Source organism: uncultured Sphingomonas sp., assembly GCF_913776855.1.
Taxonomy (GTDB): Bacteria; Pseudomonadota; Alphaproteobacteria; order Sphingomonadales; family Sphingomonadaceae; genus Sphingomonas.
This window is the reverse complement of the sequence record NZ_CAJYQD010000020.1, coordinates 101,099-121,938: the sequence shown is the minus strand read 5'-3', so window position 1 is coordinate 121,938 and position 20,840 is coordinate 101,099. Positions and strand designations below refer to the sequence as shown.

22 protein-coding genes are annotated in these 20,840 nt (G+C 66.7%); 14 read left to right on the top strand and 8 right to left on the bottom strand.

Annotated features, from left to right (window positions below; all coding sequences use genetic code 11):
- The 3 genes from QZ755_RS05270 to dnaA all read left to right on the top strand — a co-directional run.
- Positions 1-336: zinc finger domain-containing protein (locus QZ755_RS05270; protein WP_294320434.1), on the top strand; the 336-nt coding region annotated here is incomplete at its 5' end.
- Between the two features lie 266 nt (positions 337-602).
- Positions 603-866, top strand: coding sequence for a 30S ribosomal protein S20 (rpsT, locus tag QZ755_RS05265; RefSeq protein ID WP_294320433.1), 264 nt, complete (start codon positions 603-605; stop codon positions 864-866).
- Positions 867-1,346: 480 nt separating this feature from the next.
- Complete coding sequence (gene dnaA, locus QZ755_RS05260; RefSeq protein WP_294320447.1) at positions 1,347-2,765, top strand: chromosomal replication initiator protein DnaA; 1,419 nt, start codon at positions 1,347-1,349, stop codon at positions 2,763-2,765.
- 287 nt (positions 2,766-3,052) lie between these two features.
- Here the strand turns inward: dnaA and QZ755_RS05255 are convergent, their stop codons facing one another.
- The 4 genes from QZ755_RS05255 to secB all read right to left on the bottom strand — a co-directional run bounded on the left by QZ755_RS05255 (position 3,053) and on the right by secB (position 7,887).
- On the bottom strand, positions 3,053-4,681 hold the full coding sequence (locus QZ755_RS05255) for an alpha-D-glucose phosphate-specific phosphoglucomutase (protein ID WP_294320432.1): 1,629 nt from the start codon (positions 4,679-4,681) through the stop codon (positions 3,053-3,055).
- Between the two features lie 71 nt (positions 4,682-4,752).
- Complete coding sequence (trpS, locus tag QZ755_RS05250) at positions 4,753-5,757, bottom strand: tryptophan--tRNA ligase (protein ID WP_294320431.1); 1,005 nt, start codon at positions 5,755-5,757, stop codon at positions 4,753-4,755.
- A gap of 17 nt (positions 5,758-5,774) precedes the next feature.
- Positions 5,775-7,355, bottom strand: coding sequence for a murein biosynthesis integral membrane protein MurJ (gene murJ, locus QZ755_RS05245; RefSeq protein WP_294320430.1), 1,581 nt, complete (start codon positions 7,353-7,355; stop codon positions 5,775-5,777).
- Positions 7,356-7,386: 31 nt separating this feature from the next.
- Entirely contained in the window at positions 7,387-7,887 is a 501-nt protein-coding gene (gene secB, locus QZ755_RS05240) for a protein-export chaperone SecB (RefSeq protein ID WP_294320429.1), read from the bottom strand.
- Positions 7,888-8,070: 183 nt separating this feature from the next.
- On the opposite strand from secB, the gene QZ755_RS05235 reads away from it, so the two are divergent.
- Genes QZ755_RS05235 through QZ755_RS05225 form a run of 3 tightly spaced genes read left to right on the top strand, consistent with a single transcriptional unit; the run spans position 8,071 to position 10,560 of the window.
- Entirely contained in the window at positions 8,071-8,712 is a 642-nt protein-coding gene (locus tag QZ755_RS05235; protein ID WP_294320444.1) for a Tim44/TimA family putative adaptor protein, read from the top strand.
- Positions 8,713-8,732: 20 nt separating this feature from the next.
- Positions 8,733-10,019 (top strand): MltA domain-containing protein, encoded by a 1,287-nt coding sequence (locus QZ755_RS05230; protein ID WP_294320428.1) that lies wholly within the window; start codon positions 8,733-8,735, stop codon positions 10,017-10,019.
- A complete protein-coding gene (locus tag QZ755_RS05225; RefSeq protein ID WP_294320427.1) occupies positions 10,000-10,560 on the top strand; it encodes a Smr/MutS family protein in 561 nt (186 codons plus the stop codon). The genes QZ755_RS05230 and QZ755_RS05225 overlap by 20 nt, the downstream gene beginning before the upstream one ends.
- A gap of 4 nt (positions 10,561-10,564) precedes the next feature.
- On the opposite strand, the gene QZ755_RS05220 is transcribed toward QZ755_RS05225, so the two are convergent.
- Positions 10,565-11,932, bottom strand: coding sequence for a sugar transferase (locus QZ755_RS05220; RefSeq protein WP_294320426.1), 1,368 nt, complete (start codon positions 11,930-11,932; stop codon positions 10,565-10,567).
- A 430-nt stretch (positions 11,933-12,362) separates the two neighbouring features.
- On the opposite strand from QZ755_RS05220, the gene QZ755_RS05215 reads away from it, so the two are divergent.
- The gene (locus tag QZ755_RS05215; RefSeq protein ID WP_294320425.1) at positions 12,363-13,343 is read left to right on the top strand and encodes an SDR family NAD(P)-dependent oxidoreductase; all 981 of its coding nucleotides are present in this window, start codon (positions 12,363-12,365) and stop codon (positions 13,341-13,343) included.
- A 70-nt stretch (positions 13,344-13,413) separates the two neighbouring features.
- On the opposite strand, the gene dapE is transcribed toward QZ755_RS05215, so the two are convergent.
- Positions 13,414-14,535 (bottom strand): succinyl-diaminopimelate desuccinylase, encoded by a 1,122-nt coding sequence (gene dapE, locus QZ755_RS05210; RefSeq protein ID WP_294320424.1) that lies wholly within the window; start codon positions 14,533-14,535, stop codon positions 13,414-13,416.
- 111 nt (positions 14,536-14,646) lie between these two features.
- Between dapE and QZ755_RS05205 the strand changes: the two genes are divergently transcribed.
- Complete coding sequence (locus QZ755_RS05205; protein WP_294320423.1) at positions 14,647-15,621, top strand: esterase-like activity of phytase family protein; 975 nt, start codon at positions 14,647-14,649, stop codon at positions 15,619-15,621.
- Between the two features lie 100 nt (positions 15,622-15,721).
- Here the strand turns inward: QZ755_RS05205 and rpmB are convergent, their stop codons facing one another.
- Entirely contained in the window at positions 15,722-16,018 is a 297-nt protein-coding gene (gene rpmB, locus QZ755_RS05200) for a 50S ribosomal protein L28 (protein WP_294320422.1), read from the bottom strand.
- Positions 16,019-16,182: 164 nt separating this feature from the next.
- Here rpmB and QZ755_RS05195 point away from each other — a divergent pair, with 164 nt between their 5' ends.
- Genes QZ755_RS05195 through map form a run of 4 tightly spaced genes read left to right on the top strand, consistent with a single transcriptional unit; the run spans position 16,183 to position 17,933 of the window.
- The gene (locus QZ755_RS05195) at positions 16,183-16,410 is read left to right on the top strand and encodes a hypothetical protein (RefSeq protein ID WP_294320421.1); all 228 of its coding nucleotides are present in this window, start codon (positions 16,183-16,185) and stop codon (positions 16,408-16,410) included.
- Between the two features lie 40 nt (positions 16,411-16,450).
- A complete protein-coding gene (locus tag QZ755_RS05190) occupies positions 16,451-16,903 on the top strand; it encodes a nucleoside deaminase (RefSeq protein WP_294320420.1) in 453 nt (150 codons plus the stop codon).
- A gap of 48 nt (positions 16,904-16,951) precedes the next feature.
- Positions 16,952-17,158, top strand: a complete 207-nt coding sequence (locus tag QZ755_RS05185; protein WP_242414423.1) for a ParD-like family protein — start codon at positions 16,952-16,954, stop codon at positions 17,156-17,158.
- A 1-nt stretch (position 17,159) separates the two neighbouring features.
- Positions 17,160-17,933 (top strand): type I methionyl aminopeptidase, encoded by a 774-nt coding sequence (map, locus tag QZ755_RS05180; RefSeq protein WP_294320442.1) that lies wholly within the window; start codon positions 17,160-17,162, stop codon positions 17,931-17,933.
- A gap of 266 nt (positions 17,934-18,199) precedes the next feature.
- Here the strand turns inward: map and QZ755_RS05175 are convergent, their stop codons facing one another.
- The gene (locus tag QZ755_RS05175) at positions 18,200-18,877 is read right to left on the bottom strand and encodes an OmpA family protein (protein WP_272815579.1); all 678 of its coding nucleotides are present in this window, start codon (positions 18,875-18,877) and stop codon (positions 18,200-18,202) included.
- Positions 18,878-19,052: 175 nt separating this feature from the next.
- On the opposite strand from QZ755_RS05175, the gene QZ755_RS05170 reads away from it, so the two are divergent.
- On the top strand, positions 19,053-20,357 hold the full coding sequence (locus QZ755_RS05170) for a hemolysin family protein (protein ID WP_294320418.1): 1,305 nt from the start codon (positions 19,053-19,055) through the stop codon (positions 20,355-20,357).
- A gap of 2 nt (positions 20,358-20,359) precedes the next feature.
- A complete protein-coding gene (locus QZ755_RS05165) occupies positions 20,360-20,839 on the top strand; it encodes an STM3941 family protein (RefSeq protein WP_294320416.1) in 480 nt (159 codons plus the stop codon).
- Position 20,840 lies beyond the last annotated feature (1 nt).

The following is a 20,840-nucleotide window of genomic DNA, read 5'->3' as shown; positions in this document are numbered from 1 at the left end:
CTCGACCAGCGGATCGTTGCGGGCCTCGGCAACATCTATGTGTGCGAAGCGCTGCACCTGGCGCGGATATCGCCGACGCGGCCGGCGGGGCAGATCTCAGCGAAGCGACTCGAGGCGCTGGCGGTGGCGGTGCGCGACGTGTTGCTCGCGGCGATCGAGGCCGGCGGATCGACGCTGCGCGACTATGCCCGGCCGGATGGCGAGCTGGGGTATTTCTCCAAGCAATTCCTGGTCTATGGCCGCGAGGGTGAGCCGTGCACGTGTGGCGGGACGGTGCAGCGCCGGGTGGATAGCGGGCGGTCGACCTTTTATTGTCCGAAGTGTCAGAAGGGATAGGGTTTGGCTTTCCGCATGGGCCCTGCATTCGTCATTCCCGCGCAGGCGGGAATCCAGACACGCTACCCTTTCGGTTTCCTCTCCGACGTTAGAGGTTATGGATCCCCGCCTTCGCGGGGATGACGACCGAGCGCCGGGATGACGAAAGCGGGGCGAAACGGTTGACCCCGCCTCCCGCAATCGCTAAGGGCGCTGCCTTCGAGACGGCGTAGGGTGTTCCCGGCGCCTCTTTCACACTGACCACATTACTCGCAAGGACGTACCGAATGGCGAATACGCCGCAAGCCAAGAAGCGCATCCGTCGCAACGCACGCCGCGCCGAAATCAACGGCAACCGCGTCGGCCGCATCCGGACCTTCGTCAAGAAGGTCGAGTCGGCGCTTGCTTCGGGCGACAAGGCTGCGGCGACCACGGCGCTGTCGGCCGTCCAGCCGGAGCTGGCCCGTGGCGTCGCCAAGGGCGTGCTGCACAAGAACACCGCGAGCCGCAAGTTCGCGCGCCTGACCAAGGCCGTTGGCGCGATCGCCTGATCGCCTGACGCCATTGTCGGCAAGCAGGATGCCCCGTCGGCCATAGCGCCGGCGGGGTTTGTTGCGTTGGGTCTGTTCCGGTCGATACCGGTGTCGACGACGCCGTGCCGCAGCAGAATTTGGTTCCGCGAACCCATGTCGAATCAAGCCGTTGGGAAATGGCGGAAATCCTTGGATTCCGCCGATTCAGTCCGTCGACATCCAATTAAGCTATTGCAATAAAACGCAAAAAAAGAAATCCGACGCATTTCTGCGGCTGGGGGCGTGTCAACCGTCTTTATTTCGGTTTGATGACTTGATCGACGGGCATTCCGGTTCCTAAACAGCACTCCCCGACGCCGTTACGGTGATCCGGGGCCCACGCGAATCTTTGCGCGTGCGACCGACGTTTCGGCGCGGTCGAGGGGGGATTTTTAGACGACGGACCAACGTTGGTCGGAAAGCACGCTTTCCGGCACGGGAGAGTATTTGCACGTGACGATGCCGGTGGATCATGAACAGGTGGAGGTAGCGGCGGCCTGGGCCCGCGTGCGCCAGAACCTGCGCGTGTCCGCCGGGCAGCGGCTGTTCGACCGGTGGCTGAAGCCGATGGAACTGGTCGCTCCGGAAGGCGACGGGATCGTGCGCCTGACCCTTCCGTCCGCCTTCATGACCGATTGGGTCCGCAACCATTACGCCGAACGCCTCGCGCATGAATTCCGTCTCCAGCTTCCTCAGGTCCGTGACGTCGTAGTCGAAACCGCAACTGCCTTGCCCAACCGAATCGTTCCCCCCGCACCGCTGTTCGATTCGGCGCCGGTCGATGCGCCGTTGCCGCTGATGGCCGCGGCGGCGGCTGCACCGATGCCCGCCGTGCCGCAGCGTGCCCCGGCCGAGCGCCCGGCGTTCGACCCGCGCTATCGCTTCGACCGATTCGTGGTCGCCCCGTCGAATCGCGTGGCGTTCAACGCTGCCAAGGCGCTGGCCGAACCGGGCGTGCCGCGCTTCAGCCCGCTGTTCCTGCACAGCGCGACGGGGCTGGGCAAGACGCACCTGATGCACGCCATCGGCCATGCCTTCCTCGAGGCCGATCCATCGGCCAGCGCCGTCTATCTGCCGGCCGAGCGGTTCATGTTCGAATTCGTCGCAGCGATGCGCGCGCGCGACACGCACAGCTTCAAGGCCCGCCTGCGCGGCGTCGACCTGCTGATGATCGACGATCTGCAGTTCGTCGCCGGCAAGGACGCGACGCAGGAGGAATGCCTCCACACGATCAACGCGTTCATGGATGCGGGCAAGCGGGTGGTGATCGCCTGCGACCGCTCTCCCGCATTGCTCGATGGGATCGATCCCCGGCTGCTGTCGCGTCTTGGCGGCGGGCTGGTTGCCGATATCAAGACGCCCGAGAACGAGCTGCGCCACGCAATCCTGGCGGCCAAGCTGGCCGAGGTACCGGGAACGGCGGTGCCCGAGGATGTGATCGACCTGCTCGCCGGGCGGATTCGCGGCAGCGTGCGCGAGCTGGAAGGGGCGCTCAACCGCCTCGTCGCCTATGCCTCGCTCACGGGTGAGACGATCGACATGGCGTTCGCCCACGCGACGCTGGGCGAGATGCTGGCGGGACCGGCAAAGCGCGTCACGATCGATGACATTCAGCGCGCAGTGTCGGCGCATTTCGAGGTGAAGCAGCTCGACCTGGTATCGGCTCGCCGGGCGCAGGTGATCGCGCGGCCGCGGCAGGTGGCGATGTACCTTGCCAAGCGGCTGACCACCCGCTCGCTTCCCGAAATCGGCCGCAAGTTCGGCAATCGCGACCATTCGACGGTGATCCACGCCGTGCGCCGGATCGAGGAACTGCGCGGAGTCGATCGCGAGATCGACAGCGCGGTCCGCACGCTGATGCGTTCGCTCGAAGGCTGAGCGATCTCGCCGCGACGTTGACCGAGCGGTGCGTGCTCTTTCGCCACACACGTCGTCCCAGCCAAGGCTGGGATCTCCCGGTGATTGCACGAGGCGTCGGTTAAGCGAATCATGCAGAAGAAGTTGGTTCGCGCGGAGGCGCGGTGACGCGGAGGGGTGCGTTCGGGGCAGCGGTCCGCCGCGCCAGCAGCCTTTATCCCTTGGCTACCGCCAGCGCGGCGGTCTCGCGATCGCGAAGGCGTTACCAAGATCCCAACCCCTCCGCCTGTCCGCGCGAGTCCAGCTTCTTACGTGATGACGTCCGGTGCATCCCGCCCGGTATGCTCGCGAATCGTCGCCAGCGTCTCCGCCGCCGCCACCAGCGGGGCCAGCGCATCGCCGGTCTGCTGCGCCAGATCACCGTCCGCCGGCTCGTAGCGCTCGATATAGACGCGCAGCGTGGCGCCCTGCGTGCCGGTGCCCGACAGGCGGAACACGATGCGGGAGCCGTCGACGAACAGGATGCGGATGCCCTGGTTGCGGCTGACCGATCCGTCGGTGCTGTCGTGATAGGCGAAGTCGTCAGCTTGGGCGATGGTCAGGTCGCCGATCGTCGTGCCCGGCAGGGTCGCCAGCCGATCGCGCAGCGACGTCATCAGCGCGTCGGCGCCGGCCTGCTCGACGCCCTCATAATCGTGCCGTGCATAATAGTTGCGGCCATAGCGCGCCCAGTGATCGGCCATGATCTCCGCCACCGGCTGATGCCGCACCGCGAGGATGTTGAGCCACAGCAGCACCGCCCACAGCCCGTCCTTCTCACGGACATGGTTGGAGCCGGTGCCCGCGCTCTCCTCGCCACAGATGGTGACGAGGCCTGCGTCGAGCAGATTGCCGAAGAACTTCCAGCCCGTCGGCGTCTCGTACAGCGGTACGTTCAGCGCCTGCGCCACGCGGTCGGCGGCGGCGGAGGTCGGCATCGAGCGGGCGATGCCGGCGATGCCTTTGCTGTATGCCGGGGCAAGGTGCGCGTTGGCCGCCAGCACGGCGAGCGAGTCGGACGGGGTCACGAAGATGCCGCGCCCGATGATGAGGTTGCGGTCGCCATCGCCGTCCGACGCCGCGCCGAAATCGGGCGCGTCGTCGCCCATCATCCGCTCGTACAGGTCGTGCGCGTGCACGAGATTGGGGTCGGGGTGATGGCCGCCGAAATCGGGCAGGGGGGTGCCGTTGACGACGGTGCCCGCTGGCGCGCCGAGGCGACGTTCGAGGATTTCGGTCGCGTACGGCCCGGTGACGGCGCTCATCGCGTCGAACGACAGGCGGAAGCCGCCGGCGATTAGGTCGCGGATCGCGGCGAAGTCGAACAGGCCCTCCATGCATTCGGCATAGGCGGCGACCGGATCGACGACTTCGACGGTCATGCCGTCGACGGTCGTTTCGCCCAGCGTGTCGAGGTCGATGCCGGTCACGTCGCTGATGACGTAGCGCTCGATCTCCAGCGTGCGGGCGTAGAGCGCGTCGGTGAAGCTCTCCGGCGCCGGACCGCCGTTCGCCACATTATACTTGATCCCGAAATCCTCGTCCGGGCCGCCGGGATTGTGGCTGGCCGACAGGACGAGTCCGCCGATCGCGCCACGCGTGCGGATGACGTTGGAGGCGGCAGGGGTCGACAGGATGCCGCCCTGTCCGACGATGGCGCGGGCAAAGCCGTTGGCGGCGGCCATGCGGATCGCGGTCTGGATGACCTCGCGGTTCAGGTAGCGGCCGTCGCCGCCGATCACCAATGTCGCGCCGTCCCTGCCCTCCACCACGTCGAACACCGACTGGATGAAGTTTTCGGCGTAATGCGGCTGCTGGAAGACCCGCACCTTCTTGCGCAGGCCCGACGTGCCGGGCTTCTGATCGGTAAAGGGCGTGGTGTCGACGGTGCTGGTCACGAACGGCTCCCCGTTTGGTATAACGAGGAGCGCATATCGTGCCGACTTTCAGGATGACAGGGAAATCAGGTTCAGACCTGCAGCCCCAGCGCCTGTTGTGCTGCAAGCAGCGTGGGGCGGGCCAGCGCCTCGGCCTTTGCCGCACCCTTGGCCAGCGTCGCGCCGACCGCCGGCCGGTCGTCGAGCAGCGCCACCAGCCGGTCGCGGATCGGCCCAAGCTTGGCGACCGCCAGATCGGCCAGCGCCGGCTTGAACGCGCCGAAGCCCTGTCCACCGAACTGCCCCAGCACGTCTTGCGAGGTTTCACCCGACAGCGCGGCATAGATGGTGACAAGGTTGCGCGCCTCGGGGCGCTCCGCCAGCCCGGCGACCTCGGACGGCAGCGGTTCGGGATCGGTCTTCGCCTTGCGGAACTTGGTTGCGATCTGATCGTCCGAATCGATCAGGTTGATGCGGCTCATGTCCGACGGATCGGACTTGGACATCTTGGCGGAGCCGTCACGTAGCGACATGATGCGCGGCGTATCCTCCGGGATCATCGGCTCGGGCAGCGGGAACAGCTCGACCCCGAAGTCGAGGTTGAACTTGGTCGCGATGTCGCGCGCCAGTTCCAGATGCTGTTTCTGGTCTTCACCGACCGGCACGTGCGTCGCGCGGTACGCCAGAATGTCGGCGGCCTGCAGTACCGGATAGGTGAACAGCCCGACGCTGGCGCCTTCGCGGTTCTTGCCTGCCTTGTCCTTCCACTGGGTCATGCGGTTCAGCCAGCCGACGCGCGCCGTCCCGCCGAAAATCCATGCCAGCTCGCTATGCGCGGGCACACGCGCCTGGTTGAACAGGATCGAACGGTCGGGATCGATCCCCGCCGCCAGCAGGGTTGCCGCCATTTCGATCGTGTTCGATGCCAGTTCCTTCGGGTCCTGCGTCACCGTCAGCGCATGGAGGTCGGCGAGGAAGAACAGGCACACATCGTCCGCGCCCATCCGGTCCTGCAACCGCACCCAGTTGCGGATCGCGCCCAGATAATTGCCGAGGTGGAGATTGCCGGTGGTCTGGATGCCGGAGACGACACGCATTGCAGGGTTCCTAACGGTTACGCGGCACGCCGCCGGAGCAGCGCGCGAAGATCGGCCAGCCGGAACGCTCCGGTGGCAAGGCAGGCGAGGCCATAGACGACGGCACCTGCGCCGACGAGGGCCGCCATGCCGAGGATGCGGGTGACGACCGCTCCCGTCGTCCATGGCGCGACCAGCGCATCGGCAAAGAACAATGCCGCCCCCATCAGCAGCGCGGCGACGGCAAAGCGCGGCAGGCGATGGGTCAGCTGCCGGTCGAGTGCGAAATGCCCCCGCCGCTTGAGCGTCACGTACAGCATGGCCACATTGACCCATGCCGCGACGGCAGTCGCCAGCGGCGGCCCGATATGCGCGACGGTCGGGATCAGCGCGAGGTTCAGCACGATGTTGATGCCGATCGACCACATCGCGAAGCGCACCGGCGTCCGCGTATCCTGCCTTGCATAGAAGCCCGGCGTCAGCACCTTGATAAGGACATAGGCCGGCAGGCCCAGCGAGAAGGCGGCGAGCGACTGGGCGCAGCGGATCGTGTCTTCCCGTCCGAACGCGCCGTGCTGGAACAGCGCGCGGATGATCGGTTCGGCGACGGTCAGGAAGGCGATGGTCGCCGGCAGCGTCAGCAGCAGCGCCAGTTCGATGCCGCGATTCTGCGTGTCCATCGCCCCGGCATCGTCCTTGCGGCTGAGCTGGCGCGAGATGGTGGGGAGCAGGATGGTGCCGAGGCCGATGCCGATCAGCCCCAGGGGCAGCTGGTTCAGCCGGTCGGCATAATAGATGTACGAGATCGACCCGGCATCGAGCAGCTTGCCCGACAGCGCGGTCGAGATGACCAGATTGACCTGCATCGCCCCCGCCCCGGCGGCGGCCGGCACGATCAGCTTCAGCATCGCGCGCACGTCGTCGGTCATGCGCGGGCGGCGGGGTTTCAGCGATACGCCCGCGCGGCGGCAGGCGAACATCAGCCAGCCAAGCTGCAACGCGCCGCCGACCGTCACCGCCCATGCCTGCACGCGGGCGGTCGCATAGGGATCGGGTCCGTGAAAGAACAGGAGTCCGGCGACCATCGCGACGTTCAGCAGGATCGGCGCGGCGGCGTTGACCCAGAACTTGTCGAGCGAATTGAGGATCGCGCCCAGGAGCGACACGATCGAGATCAGCAACAGGTACGGAATGGTGATCCGCGACAGTGTGACGGCATAGGCGAACTGGTCCGCCGTCGGATCGTTGAATCCGCCCGACAAAAGATACGTCAGTGGCCATGCGGCGATCAGCATGACGACCGTCGCGGCGATCAGCACCGGCAGCAGCACCGACAGCACGTCGCGGGCGAACGCTACGCCGTTCGCAAGTCCTTGGCCCTCGGCGGTTTCGTCACCCTCGGCCACCTTCTTGTTGAACAGCGGCACGAACGCGGCGTTGAACGCCCCTTCGGCGAACAGCGCGCGGAACATGTTGGGCAGGCGGAACGCGACGAGGAACGCGTCGGACGCGAAGCCGGCGCCGACGAACGTCGCCTGCAGCGAGTCGCGACCCAGCGCCAGCACCCGGCTGGCGAGCGTCAGCCCGCCAACCGATCCCAGCGATTTCGCCAGCTTCATGGCATGAAGGTCCGCGCCCGCCCGCTATGCTTCAGGCGTGGCCGGCGACTTCGCCGATCCCGGCCTGCTGTTCGGCCTGGGTGATATAGAGCTGCGCGAAGTCGATCGGCTCCAGCATCAGCGGCGGGAAGCCGCCGTCGCGCACCGCATCGGCCAGCACGCGGCGGGCGAAGGGGAACAGGATGCGCGGCGCTTCGCCCAGCAGGAACGGCTGGAGATGTTCGGCCGGGATGTTGCGCAGCCCGAACAGACCGGCGAACGACAGGTCGACAAGGTACATCACCTGGCCTTCGATTTCCGCGCGCGCCTCGATCTTCAGCACGACTTCATGCACGTCGTCGCCGACCTGGTTGGCGCCGATGTTGAACTGCACGTCCAGCTTCGGGCTGCCCGGCAGCTGGTACACGCCCGGCGCGTTCGGATTCTCGAACGACAGGTCCTTCACGTACTGGGTGATGACATTGACCGACGGCTGGCTGTCGTCCCCATTGGCAAAGGCGTCAATGCCGGTGGCGTCGTTCTGATCTTCCATGGTAGTTCCTGTCCGCTACGGCGGAAAGCTTTGGCGCTTGCCGCGTTAAGATGGCGCGGACTAGCAGCGGCAGGACCGCGATTCAACGGGTCGACCCACCCGGCGAAACAGATGGCCGCCGCAGCGTTTGTATCCGCGCCCGATCGGTCCTATGTCCGGTCGACGGAAGGAAGTGTAGGCATGGTGGTTTTTGTCGTCCTGCTCGCGATGATCGCGGCGTTTCTGGCCATGCGGCTCTATGCCGTGCTGGGCAAGCGTACCGGCCATGAGCCCCTGCCGCGCGCGGCGGAGGAACGGATCGGGGTGCCCCCGGCCACCCGCCCGATCGAGGTGACGCCCGAGGCGAAGATCCTCGGCCCGCGCCATGTCGAAACCGGTGCCGAGGCGGGCCTGCGCGCCTTGATCGCCGCCGATCCGTCGTTCGACGTCGCCCAGTTCATCGAGGGTGCAAAATCGGCCTATCGCATGATTCTCGAAGCCTATTGGAAGGGCGACGAGGCGACCCTCGAATGGCTGACCGAACGCGACGTCCGCGACGCCTTTGCGCAGGCGATCGCAGAGCGCAACGCGGCGGGCCAGACGCTCGAAAACCGGTTGGTCTCGATCGAGCGCGCGATCGTGACCGAAGCGTCGGTCGAAGGCGGCGTCGCGCGCGTCGCCGTCCGTTTCGACGCGGACATCGCCGCCATCACCCGCGACGCGGACGGTACGATGATCGCCGGGTCGCTGTCGGATGCGGTCGAGACGCATGATGTGTGGACGTTCCTGCGGGTGCTGAAGAGCAGCGACCCGAACTGGAAGCTCGCCGATACCGACGAAGCCTGACGCCGATGTCCAAGGGGGGGATGGCGGCATTCGCCGCGCTGCTGCTGGCCGGCTGTTCGAATGCGATCGTGCCGCGTGGCCCGGAAACTGTTGCGTCGCGACCGGTCCCGCGGCCGGCTGATGGCGGGCGCCCTGCCGCGACACCGGGGACGCCGACCCGGCCGCTGCCGGTACGCCAGCCGACCGCTTCGGTGCCGCTGCCGCCCATTACCGGCGCCGAAACCGTCGATGGAGCGACCACGGCACTTGCCGCCGGGGTCGTCGCCGGCCCCCCGGTCGCCAACCTGCCGATCGCCGACGACGCCGCCGATCGCGCCTTGGGTGCGTTCCGCATCAGCTGCCCTTCGGTCACGCGGAAGGCCGACCCGACCGGCCTGACCCGTCCCGCCGACTGGCAGCCGGCGTGCGACGCCGCTCGCGGGGTATCGGCAGGCGGCGCGCGGGCCTTTTTCACGCGGTGGTTCGAAACCGTGCAGGTCGGCGACGGGAAGGCATTTGCCACCGGCTATTACGAACCCGAAATCCATGGGTCGCGCACCCGGCGCAGCGGCTACGAAACTCCGATCTACGGCGTGCCGGGCGATCTGGTCGAGGCCGATCTCGGCCTGTTTTCGACCGACCTGAAGGGCAAGAAGATTCGCGGGCGCGTCGATGGCACCGCCTTCGTCCCCTATTTCGACCGGACCGCGATCGAGGGTGGTGCGCTTGCCGGGCGGGGTCTGGAAATCGCCTGGGCCGCCGATCCGGTCGAGATGTTCTTCCTGCAGGTACAGGGATCGGGCCGGCTGCGACTTCCCGATGGCGGGGTCATGCGCATCGGCTATGCCGGGCAGAATGGCCGCGATTATACCGGCATCGGCAAGCTGATGCGCGACCGCGGGCTGGTGCAGCCCGGACAGGCGTCGATGCAGGGGTTGATGACGTGGCTGCGCGCGAATCCTGAACAGGGCCGCGCGATCATGCGCGAGAACAAGAGCTTCGTATTCTTCCGCGAGCTGACCGGGCCGGGGCCGCTTGGCGCACTCGGCCTGCCGGTGACCGGTCAGGCGAGCGTCGCGGCGGACGTCCGCTTCGTGCCGCTGGGGGCGCCGGTGTTCCTGTCGATGGACCGTACCGATGCCAGCGGGCTGTGGGTCGCGCAGGATACCGGTGGCGCGATCAAGGGCACCAACCGGTTCGACACCTTCTGGGGCGCGGGCGACGAGGCACGCGCGATCGCCGGCGGCATGAGCGCGCGCGGCACCGCCTTCCTGCTGCTGCCGATCGGCACCGTCCAACGGATCGCGGGTGGCCGGGCGACGCCTTGATCCGGGCGAGGCGGCGCTGTGGGCGCGGGTGGTCGCGGCGGTAAAGCCGCTCCATGCCGCGCGCCCGGCCTCCGCTGCGCCGCCGCTGCTCGCGAAGCTGGAAAAGCACGGCGCGCCGGCACCGAAAACGGTGCGCGCCCGCACCGTCGTGACGCCGCCGACCCCCGCCAAGGCGCGGACGCCCGGACCGACGCTGGATGCCGGATGGGACCGGAAGCTGGCGCGGGGGATGGTCAGCCCCGATTCGACCCTCGACCTGCACGGCCATACGCTGGCGTCCGCGCACGCCTTGCTGGATCAGGGGCTGGCGCGCGCGATCCAGCGTGGCGACCGGGTGCTGCTGCTGGTCACGGGCAAGCCGCCGCGCGCCGAATCGGAACGGCCCCATGCCCGCGGCGCGATCCGCGCGGCGGTGCAGGACTGGATCATCGCGGGACCCTATGCCGATCGCGTCGCATCGATCCGCGGCGCGCACATCCGCCATGGCGGGCAGGGGGCGCTGTACCTGATCCTGCGTCGGCCGGGACGTCGCCCCGACTGACCGGTCAGAAGGTGTTGCGGTGGACCAGCACCCGGACGGTCAGCACCAGGATCGCGGCATCGCGCCAGAACGACCAGTTGGAGATATACTCCAGATCGGCCTGCAACCGGTGGGTCAGGTCGGTCGTCTCGTTGGTCGCGCCACGGAAGCCGCGCACCTGCGCCAGGCCGGTGATGCCGGGTTTCAGCGCGTGGCGGTGCCAATAGCGCTCGTCAATGTCCCAGAACAGCTTGTCCCCGGCGAGCGACCCCAGCGCGTGGGGACGCGGCCCGACGATGCTCATGTCGCCCAGCAGCACGTTGAAGAGCTGCGGCAGTTCATCGATGCTGGTCCGGCGGATGAAATAGCCGACGCGGGTGATGCGGTCGTCGTCGCGGCTGGCCGATACCTTGCCGTCCGGGTCGCTCTGTTCGACCTTCATCGACCGGAATTTCAGGATGTAGAAGAATTCGTTGCCCTGTCCGACGCGACGCTGGCGGAACAGGACCGGTCCCTTGCTGTCCAGCTTGATCGCGACCGCGATCAGGATGATGCCCGGCAGCAGCGCGATCAGCGCGGGGACGCAGATCGCCAGATCGAACAGGCGCTTGGCCAGCGCCTTGCGCAGCGGGAGCGGCCCGACCGCCACGGTCAACGCCGGCAGGTCGCCGACATGCGACACGCCGAACGCGCCGTAGGATTCGAGGTCGTTGACGACGATTTCGCCGCGGACGTTCACGCCCTTCAGCATCATCGCCCAATTGTTGCGGTCTTCGGGCCGGCACGCGATCGCGACCCGTTCGCACCCACGGATCAACAGGCCGAAGGCGTTGAGCATCGCTGGGTCGCGCAGGTCGGGGCGCAGGCCCCGCGCGCGGGCATCGAACACCTGGAACCCGTCGGGCGGGACGATCTGCATCCCGTCGATCACCAGCAACTGGGTCAGCAACCGGTCGCGCAGATGCGTGGCGGTATAGACGACCACGACCTGCCGCAGTGCGGACAACAGCGTCAGGCCGGTCACCATCGCGATCAGCAGCAGCCCGCGCGGCAGAATCTGGTCCAGTCGCAGGAAATACGACATCAGGAACAGCGTGCCATAGGTGAACAGCAGCGACCGGACGGCCGGGCCGGTATCGATCATGAAGGTCCGCGATGGCTTGAACGAGAACGCCCCGCCATTGAACGCGATGGCGACATACACCGCGCCCGTCACGAAGAAGACGCCGACCAGCGACGGGTCGTAGCGGTACCAGATGCAGGGAACGGCAAAGCCCATGCCGATCGACAGCAGGTCGAGGATCAGCAGGACGCCGAACACCCGCAGGCGCAGGGCATGGGGCGTACCCCAGAAGCCCTGCTGCACCGCAGCATCTTCCGGCAAAACGATCATGTCGGTCGGTGTAGAGTTCACCGGATTCGCACCCCTTGGACGGTTTTGACCACGTACCGGTCCATTGACCGAAAGCCGTTATGCAAAAGTGACTAAATTAAAAGTCTCAATCCCATCCTTGCCGGAAACCTAGGATGAATGGAAGCATTCCGGGGACAGTCCGCCATTGAACCAACCCAAAACGGGCGTTCCGGTCATCTTGCGAGGCAGGCGCTTTGTCCTGCTCCTGATCTCTTGCACAAAAACAGGGCTTGTCATTTCAAGGGAATCGGGGTGAGGCAGTATCCATGCTGCCCTGCCGCAAAATCATGCCGTTGGGTACGAACGGAAACAGGGAGGCCGAGCAATGCGGATCGTGGTAATTGGGACGGGCCAGATCGGTCTCGCATTGGGGACCTGTTTCTGCCGCCCCGTCGTGGGGCGCTGATCGATGGCCGCTCCTGTCCTCGTCACCGGTGCCGCCGGTTTCATCGGTCATGCCACTGCCCATCGCCTGCTCGAGCGCGGTGAGACGGTAATCGGCGTCGATATCGTCAACGATTATTACGATCCGTCGCTGAAGGAAGCGCGCCTGTCGACCTTCAACGGCCGGCGCGAATTCAGCTTCCACCGCGCCGACATCGCCGATACCGAAGCGATGGCAAAGCTGGTGCGCGACAATGGCGTGACCCGCGTGATCCATCTAGCGGCACAGGCGGGGGTGCGCTACAGCATCGACAACCCGATGGCCTATGAACGCTCGAACCTGGCCGGGCATCTGTCGATCATGGAGGCGTGCCGCCACGCGCCGGGGTTCGAACATCTCGTCTACGCCTCGTCCAGCTCGGTCTATGGCGACAAGCCGATGGGCGGGCAGGGGTTCAGCGAGGACGAGCCCTCGGTCGATCCCGTCTCGCTCTATGCCGCGACCAAGCGGGCGTGCGAGCTGATGAGCCAGTCCTACGCGAAGCTCTATGGCTTTCCGCAGACCGGCCTGCGCTTCTTCACCGTCTATGGCCCGTGGGGCCGGCCCGACATGGCCTATTTCTCGTTCACCAACCGCATCATGGCCGGCCAGTCGATCGAGGTGTACGGCGAAGGCAAGATGGCGCGCGACTTCACCTATATCGATGACATCGTGACCGGTATCCTCGGCGCGCTCGACCATCCGCCGGAACAGGGCGGACACCGCGTGCTGAACATCGGTGACAGCCATCCGGTCGGGCTGATGGAAATGATCTCCACGCTGGAAAGCGCGATCGGGCGTGAGGCGGTGAAGATCATGAAGCCGATGCAGCCGGGCGACGTCACCGCGACTTATGCCGATGTGTCGAAGCTGCGCGAGCTGACCGGTTATCAGCCCAAGGTCATGCTGGCCGAAGGATTGCAGCGCTTCGCCGACTGGTATCGGGAATATTACCGGGTCGGTTGAGCGGCCAAACCGTAATCCGATCGAAGGAACGCCGCTCCGACGTCAGTCGGGGCGGCGTTTTGCGTTTGGCCTATCGCAAAGCTCCTTGTGCGATATCGGCGTAGATCGCGGTCAGCAGGCGCAGATCGTCGATCGCCACCGCTTCGTCGACCTTGTGCATCGTCGCGTTGAGCAGGCCGAACTCGACCGTCGGGGCTAGGCGGGACAGGAAGCGCGCGTCGGACGTGCCGCCGGTGGTCGACAGTTCGGGCGTGCGGCCGGTGTGGCGCCGGATCGCATCGGCGATCAGCGTGGAGAAATCGCCCGGCGGCGTCAGGAACGCCTCCCCCGATACCCGCCCGGTCACGGTCGCGTCGGGCGCATGGGCATGGACGATCGTGCGCACGCGCTCGACCAGCGCGTCCCCCCGGTGCAGGTCGTTGAAGCGGATCGACAGCCGCGCCTGCGCATGGCCGGGGATGACGTTGGTCGCCGGATTGCCGACGGCAATGTCGGTCACCTCGATATTCGATGGCTGGAACCAGTCGTTGCCATGGTCCAGCACCACCCCCTCGATCGCCGCCAGCGCCGCCACCAGCTTCGGGATCGGATTGTCGGCAAGGTGCGGATAGGCGACATGCCCCTGCCGTCCGGGCACGTCGATCCAGATGTTGACCGACCCGCGCCGCCCGATCTTGATCATGTCGCCCAGCAACGCCTGCGAGGTCGGTTCGCCGACCAGGATCAGGTCGGGGGCAAGCGTGCGCTCTGCCATCCGGTCGATCAACGCGCGGGTGCCGAAGATCGCCGGCCCTTCCTCGTCACCGGTCAGGATCAGGCTGATCGTGCCCAGATCCGTCGGCAGCGTCGCGGCGGCGGCGATGAACGCGGCGATCGCGCCCTTCATGTCGACCGCGCCCCGCCCGAAAAGCAGACCGTCACGCTCGGCCGGTGCGAACGGACCGCTGGTCCAGCCCGGTCCTGCCGGTACGACGTCCAGATGCCCGGCAAAGGCGAAATGCCGCCCGCCCTTGCCGCGCACCGCCAGCAGGTTCTCGACCGGGCCGTCCGGTGCCTCGCCCGCCACGAACCGTTCGACGTCGAAGCCGAGCGGCACCAGCATCGCCTCGGCCACGTCGAACACGCTGCCCATTGCTGGGGTCACGCTGTCACATGCGAGCAGGGCCTTGGTCAGGGCGACGACATCGGACATCGAAGGGCTTTCGGACAGGGCAGACAGGCACGCCGCATCGCCCAGCACCGCGGCGGATGCAATGGGCCACGACGTTGCGGCGGGCGCACCGGCCCCCTAGAGCCGATGGCGATGCGTATCCTGTTCGTGATCCTCGCGGTGTTGCTCCTTGTACCCGGCTGGTCGGGGGCGGAGCGTCTGCCGCTGTTGCGCTCGGGTCCTGCGCAGGTCATCGCGACACCGGTCGATCTGTTCCCCGGCGATCCACCGCGGCGACGATTGGGCGCGCTGACCTATCTGGGCGGGGTCGAGCTGACGGCGAACGATCCGGTGTTCGGCGGCTTTTCGTCGATGCGGATCGAGGGGACGCGCTTTACGCTGTTGTCCGACGGCGGAGGCATCGTCCGCTTCACGATGGGACCCGACTGGCGCGTACGCGATGCGGTGGCGCGCGAATTGCCGGGCGGTCCGGGCACCGGATGGGAAAAGCGTGACCGCGACAGCGAATCGATGGCGGTGCTGCCCGGCGGCGACGTGCTGGTCGGGTTCGAGCGGGCCAATGCGCTGTGGCGGTACGACCATGACCTGCGTCGGGTGATCGGCCACCGTGCGCCGCGATCGATGCGCAAATGGTCTGCCAACAGCGGACCGGAGGCGGTCGCGACGATGCCCGACGGCAGCGTGACGGTCTTCAGCGAATCGAATGCGAAGCGCGGGCTTAAGGGGTTCGCCGCGATCCGGCTGAACGGGGACCCGGTCGATCCCGCCGTGCCATGGTACCGCTTCCGCTACGTCGCGCCGCCCGAGTTTGCGGTGACGGATGCGGTGGCGCTGCCGGACGGGCGACTGCTGGTGCTGGTCCGCCGGTTCGGGCTGCCGCAGTTGTTCACGGCGCGACTGCAACTGGTCGAGGCCGGGGCGATTCGCCCCGGTGCCGTCGTCACCGGCCGCACCATCGCCGCGTTCGAGGACGATGCGATCCACGACAATTTCGAAGCACTGGCGCTGACCCGTGAAGGTGGCCGGGATGTGGTGTGGATCGCGTCGGACGACAATCAGGCGTTCTGGCAACGCTCGCTGCTGCTGAAGTTCCGCCTGGAGCTATAGGGGCGGGGCATCCGCCGCACCGTCAACACACTGCGCACGCGAAAACCCCGGACGGCGGCGGGCCGTCCGGGGTTTCGAATCATCCGTCGCGAGGAATGGCTCAGGCGGCGACTGCCGCTGCGGCCTTCTTCTTCACGTCGCGCTTTAGCCGGCGGGCACGCAGCGACAGGTCGTCGTCGCTGGTCTTCAGCAGCCAGTTGTCGAGGCCGCCGACATGCTCGACCGAGCGCAGGCCGTGGGTCGACACGCGCAGGCGGATCGAGCGCTCCAGCGCTTCCGACATCAGCGTGACGTTCTGCAGGTTCGGCAGGAACGTGCGCTTGGTCTTGTTGTTGGCGTGGGAAACATTGTGACCCACCTGCCGGCCCTTGCCGGTCAGCTCGCAGATGCGCGACATGATCGTTGATCCTGATTCTGTGTCGGGACAATGCCCCGGAAAGACGGCGCGGATAGCGTCGAACCGCCTCCACGTCAACCGCAAGGGTGCGGTTGCAACCCTGGCCACGGCCGCTGCGTTGTTACGGCAACGATTCGGATGATGGCAAGATCGGGAGACGGTGGATGCGCGCATTTCTGGGGATATTGGGGTTGCTGGTCCTGGTCGTCGCCGCGCTGATGATCTTTCAGGTGATCGGCATCCCGCAGACGCAGCAGGGCGCGCTGCCGCAGGTGAAGATCGAGGGCGGGCAGGTGCCCAAGTTTGACGTGGAGGTCGGCAAGGTCGATGTCGGCACCGTCAACCGCACCGTCGAGGTGCCGACCGTCAAGGTGGAGAAGGCCGCCCAGTAACCGCTGGCAGGCGCCGGTCGCGGCTGGCAAGGGAGCCGGCATGTTCGACGCCGCCCCGATACACCACGCCCTTGCCGCCGCCCGCGCCGCCGCCGATTCGGGGGAGGTGCCGGTCGGTGCCGTCGTGATGCGGCACGGGCGGGTAATCGCAACCGCCGCCAATGCGCCGCGCACGCTGGCCGACCCAACGGCCCATGCCGAAATCCTGGCGATTCGTGCCGCCGCCCAGCTGCTGGGCCGTGATCGGTTGGAGGATTGCGACCTGTGGGTAACGCTGGAGCCGTGCGCGATGTGCGCCGGGGCGATCGCCCATGCGCGAATCGCCCGACTCTATTATGGCGCGTCCGATCCGAAGGGCGGCGCGGTCGAGCATGGCCCGCGCTTTTTCACCCAGCCGACCTGCCACCATCGTCCCGACATCTATCCGGGTATTGGCGAAGCCGAATCGGCGGCGCTGCTACGCGATTTCTTCGCGAGCCGACGCGGCGTTTGACCGCGCGATATACGAATCATATATGGTTCGTATATCGAAAGGATTGCCATGGGTATCGTGAAGATCGACGACGCGCTGCACGAGGAAGTGCGGCGGGCGAGCGGGGTGCTGTGCCGCTCGATCAACGCACAGGCCGAATTCTGGATGACGATCGGCATGATCGCCGAAGCCAATCCCGACCTGACGTTCAACGACATCGTCCGCACCCGCCTCGCCGCCGCACAGGTCCGCGCGGTCGATGCGGTCGCTGCCTGACATGGTGAAGTCGCCCGCCGAACTCGCCTTGATGCGCGAATCGGGCCGGTTGCTTGCCAGCGTGTTCGAAATGCTCGACCGCCAGCCGCTTGCCGGCATGTCGACGCTCGCCATCAACGACCTAGTGGAGCGGTTCATCGTCGAGGATTGCGCCGCGCGCCCGGCGAGCAAGGGGCAGTATGGCTTTGCCTATGTCCTCAACAGCTCGATCAACGATGTGGTGTGCCACGGCGTGCCCGATGCGGCGGTGATCGTGCGCGACGGCGATATCATCAACCTCGACATCACGCTGGAAAAGAACGGCTTCATCGCCGATTCGTCCAAGACTTACATGGTCGGCACCGTCACCCCGCAGGCGCGGCGGCTGGTGCAGGCGGCGCAGGCCGCGATGTGGGCCGGCATCGCGCAGGTCCGCCCCGGCGCGCGGCTGGGCGATATCGGCGCGGCGATCGAACGCCATGCCAAGAAACAGGGCTATAGCGTGGTGCGCGAATATTGCGGCCACGGCATCGGCCGCGAGATGCACGAGGAACCCTCGGTCCTCAATTTCGGCCGTCCCGGCACCGGCGCGGTGCTGCAGCAGGGGATGACCTTCACCATCGAACCGATGGTCAATCAGGGATCGCGCAAGGTCGCGCAGGAAAGTGACGACTGGACCGTCGTCACCGCCGACGGGAAATTGTCGGCCCAGTTCGAACACACGGTCGCGGTGACGGCGACGGGGGTGGAGGTGCTCACGCTGCGATCGGACGAGACGCCCTCGCGTCGCCGCTAGAGTTTGATCCATCAGCATGGATACGTCACCCCAGCGAAGGCTGGGGTCTTTCTCGGCTCCTGCTGTGCGCTACAATCGGGAGATCCCAGCCTTCGCTGGGATGACGCCCGTTTCCACAAGAATGGATAAACTCAAATAGTAGAGCCGGCACCGCTTCCACGTGTGTCGATCAAACTCTAGTGTATCCCCGCGCAGGCGGGAATCCAGAGCCACGGGCGTTGCGCTCGGTAACCCTGGACCCCGCCCGCGCGGAGGTAGGGCAGTGATTACCGCAACTGATCCTGCTCGATCGGCACGATCTTGATCTCGACGCGGCGGTTTTCGGCGCGGCCTTCCTCGGTCTCGTTCGACGCGATCGGCTGGGTTTCGCCGAAGCCGCGCGTGCCGATACGGGCCGATTGTACGCCCCGCGACGTCAGATAGGTCGCGACCGATGCGGCGCGGCGCTCCGACAGCGTCTGGTTATAGGCGTCCGACCCGGTCGAATCGGTATGGCCGTACACGTCGATATAGGTCTGGTTATAGTCGCGCAGCACGTCGGCGACCTGGTCCAGCGTCGCGCGGAACTGCGGCTGCACATTGGCGCTGTCATAGGCGAAGGTGATGCCCGCCGGCATGTTGAGCACCAGGTCGTCGCCGCGCCGCGTCACTTCGACATCGGTGCCGGCGGTGCGGGCGCGCAGGTCGCGCTCCTGCTTGTCCATATACGCGCCGATCCCCGCGCCGGCGAGGCCGCCGATGCCGGCACCCAGGATCTTCTCGGTCCGGTCGCGCCGGCCACCGACCAGATCGCCGAGGAGATAGCCGCCGACCGCGCCGCCGATGCCGCCGATCGCCGCGCGCGAGATGCTGCGCTCGCCGGTTTCCGGGTCGGTCACGCAGCCGCCGGTCAGCAGCGCCGCCGACAGCGCGCCCGCGATCCAGAATTTCGAGCCCTTCGCCATGTCCATGTCCTCCAACGTATCCATTTTCGGTCTTGCCCGGAAAAACCGGGCAACGCGCCACTTGTTCCGCATCCGTTTTGAACGGTTCCTGACCGACCGGCACGCAAATTGATCGTTCCGCCGCGACTCGCCGGTTGTGCGGGGCGCGGCATTGCGGCATGGGTGGGGCAGTTCAATGGAACCTCTCACACCCTTCCCCTGGTTCGACGTCGTCATCATCCTCGCGCTGGTGGCGTTGAACGGCCTGTTCGCCATGTCCGAACTCGCCATCGTGTCCGCGCGCAAGGCACGGCTGGAAGGCCTGGCAAAGGCGGGGGGCAGGGGCGCACAGACCGCGATGCGGCTGGCCGACGATCCCGGCAAGTTCCTGTCGACCGTCCAGATCGGCATCACGCTGATCGGCATCCTGTCGGGCGCCTATTCGGGGGCGAGCCTGGGCGGGCCGGTCGGCGAGCGGCTGGTGCTGCTCGGCCTGCCCGAATCGCTGGCGGCCAATGTTGGCTTCGGCGTCGTGATCGGCGTCACGACCTTCGCCAGCCTGGTGATCGGCGAGCTGGTGCCGAAACAGTTCGCGCTGCGCAGCCCGGAGCCGATCGCGGTGCTGGTCGCGGTGCCGATGCTGTGGCTGTCGCGGATCACCGCGCCCTTCGTCTGGCTGCTCGACACGACCTCGGGCCTGATCTTCAAGCTGCTGCGCATGAACCGCGAATCCGAAAACCGGGTGACGGCGGAGGAACTGCACCTGCTGGTCGCCGAAGCCAGCAAGTCGGGCGTGATCGAGGAGCATGAGCGCTCGATCATTTCCGGCGTCGTCCGCCTGGCCGACCGCCCGGTGCGCGAGGTGATGACGCCCAGGACCGAGGTCGAATGGCTCGACGTCACGCTCGACGATGCCGGCATCCGCGCGGCGATGGCGACCACGCCGCATACCCGCCTGCCGGTCGCCGAAGGATCGGTCGACGCGGTGATCGGCGTCGTGCAGGCGCGCGATATCGTCGCGGCACTGTGCCGGGGCGAGCCGCTCGACCTGCGCACCTTGCTGCACGAAGCCCCGGTGCTACCCGATCAGGTCGATGCGATGGACGCGCTGCAGGCGATTCGCCGTGCCGATGTGCCGATGGGACTCGTCCATGACGAATATGGCCATTTCGAAGGGCTGGTGACGCCCGCCGACCTGCTGCGCGCGATCGCCGGCGACTTCGCCTCGGACGCGGAGGAGGGCGACCATCCGCTGATCGTCCGGCGCGAGGACGGATCGCTGCTGGTGTCGGGCCAGACGCCTGCCGACCAGCTGGCCGAACGCATCGGCATCGACCTGCCCGAGGACCGCGACTACGCGACCGTCGCCGGCCTCGCGCTCGCCGTCCTCAAGCACCTGCCGACCGAGGGCGAGCATTTCACCGAACAGGGCTGGCGCTTCGAGATCGTCGACATGGACGGGCGCAAGATCGACAAGCTGCTGGTGCAGGCGGCGGCATAACCATGCCGGTGTGGCAGGCGCGATCGTCACCGTGGCGATTGTCCGCTCTGCTCCTGCTATCCCTGCTGTTCGTCGTACTTGGTATAGCCATGGCGACGACCGGCGAACTCGTTGTCAGTGCCTTCGGGCTTTTCGCCGTCCTCTTGTTCGGTACCTTCGCGCTGGTGTTCCTTCGCCGTCTGCTGCGGGGGCGGGAAGTTGCGATTGAGGTGTCCGATCAGGGTATCTGCTGGCTGGCGTGGAGCGAGGACCTGATCGCATGGCACGATATAGACCATGTCTCGATCCGTCGGCAGGGGCGGCATCATCATTTGTGCCTATGGCTCCATCGGCCGACGCACTTCCGCAATGCCCTGGCCGCACGTGGCGCATCCCTGTCGAAGAGCATGGGCTTCGGTGATGTTGCGATCAATACGATCGGCACCGACCGGCGGTTCGACGAACTGGTCAAAGCAGTCCGGCGCTATGTAACGCCGGACTGAG

Coding starts and splice junctions, on each gene's coding strand:
- rpsT (WP_294320433.1), top strand. CDS start 603: ATGGCGAATACGCCGCAAGCCAAGAAGCGCATCCGTCGCAACGCACGC.
- dnaA (WP_294320447.1), top strand. CDS start 1,347: ATGCCGGTGGATCATGAACAGGTGGAGGTAGCGGCGGCCTGGGCCCGC.
- trpS (WP_294320431.1), bottom strand. CDS start 5,757: ATGCGTGTCGTCTCCGGCATCCAGACCACCGGCAATCTCCACCTCGGC.
- murJ (WP_294320430.1), bottom strand. CDS start 7,355: ATGAAGCTGGCGAAATCGCTGGGATCGGTTGGCGGGCTGACGCTCGCC.
- secB (WP_294320429.1), bottom strand. CDS start 7,887: ATGGAAGATCAGAACGACGCCACCGGCATTGACGCCTTTGCCAATGGG.
- QZ755_RS05230 (WP_294320428.1), top strand. CDS start 8,733: ATGGCGGCATTCGCCGCGCTGCTGCTGGCCGGCTGTTCGAATGCGATC.
- QZ755_RS05220 (WP_294320426.1), bottom strand. CDS start 11,932: ATGATCGTTTTGCCGGAAGATGCTGCGGTGCAGCAGGGCTTCTGGGGT.
- QZ755_RS05215 (WP_294320425.1), top strand. CDS start 12,363: ATGGCCGCTCCTGTCCTCGTCACCGGTGCCGCCGGTTTCATCGGTCAT.
- dapE (WP_294320424.1), bottom strand. CDS start 14,535: ATGTCCGATGTCGTCGCCCTGACCAAGGCCCTGCTCGCATGTGACAGC.
- QZ755_RS05205 (WP_294320423.1), top strand. CDS start 14,647: ATGCGTATCCTGTTCGTGATCCTCGCGGTGTTGCTCCTTGTACCCGGC.
- rpmB (WP_294320422.1), bottom strand. CDS start 16,018: ATGTCGCGCATCTGCGAGCTGACCGGCAAGGGCCGGCAGGTGGGTCAC.
- QZ755_RS05195 (WP_294320421.1), top strand. CDS start 16,183: ATGCGCGCATTTCTGGGGATATTGGGGTTGCTGGTCCTGGTCGTCGCC.
- QZ755_RS05190 (WP_294320420.1), top strand. CDS start 16,451: ATGTTCGACGCCGCCCCGATACACCACGCCCTTGCCGCCGCCCGCGCC.
- QZ755_RS05185 (WP_242414423.1), top strand. CDS start 16,952: ATGGGTATCGTGAAGATCGACGACGCGCTGCACGAGGAAGTGCGGCGG.
- map (WP_294320442.1), top strand. CDS start 17,160: ATGGTGAAGTCGCCCGCCGAACTCGCCTTGATGCGCGAATCGGGCCGG.
- QZ755_RS05175 (WP_272815579.1), bottom strand. CDS start 18,877: ATGGCGAAGGGCTCGAAATTCTGGATCGCGGGCGCGCTGTCGGCGGCG.
- QZ755_RS05170 (WP_294320418.1), top strand. CDS start 19,053: ATGGAACCTCTCACACCCTTCCCCTGGTTCGACGTCGTCATCATCCTC.
- QZ755_RS05165 (WP_294320416.1), top strand. CDS start 20,360: ATGCCGGTGTGGCAGGCGCGATCGTCACCGTGGCGATTGTCCGCTCTG.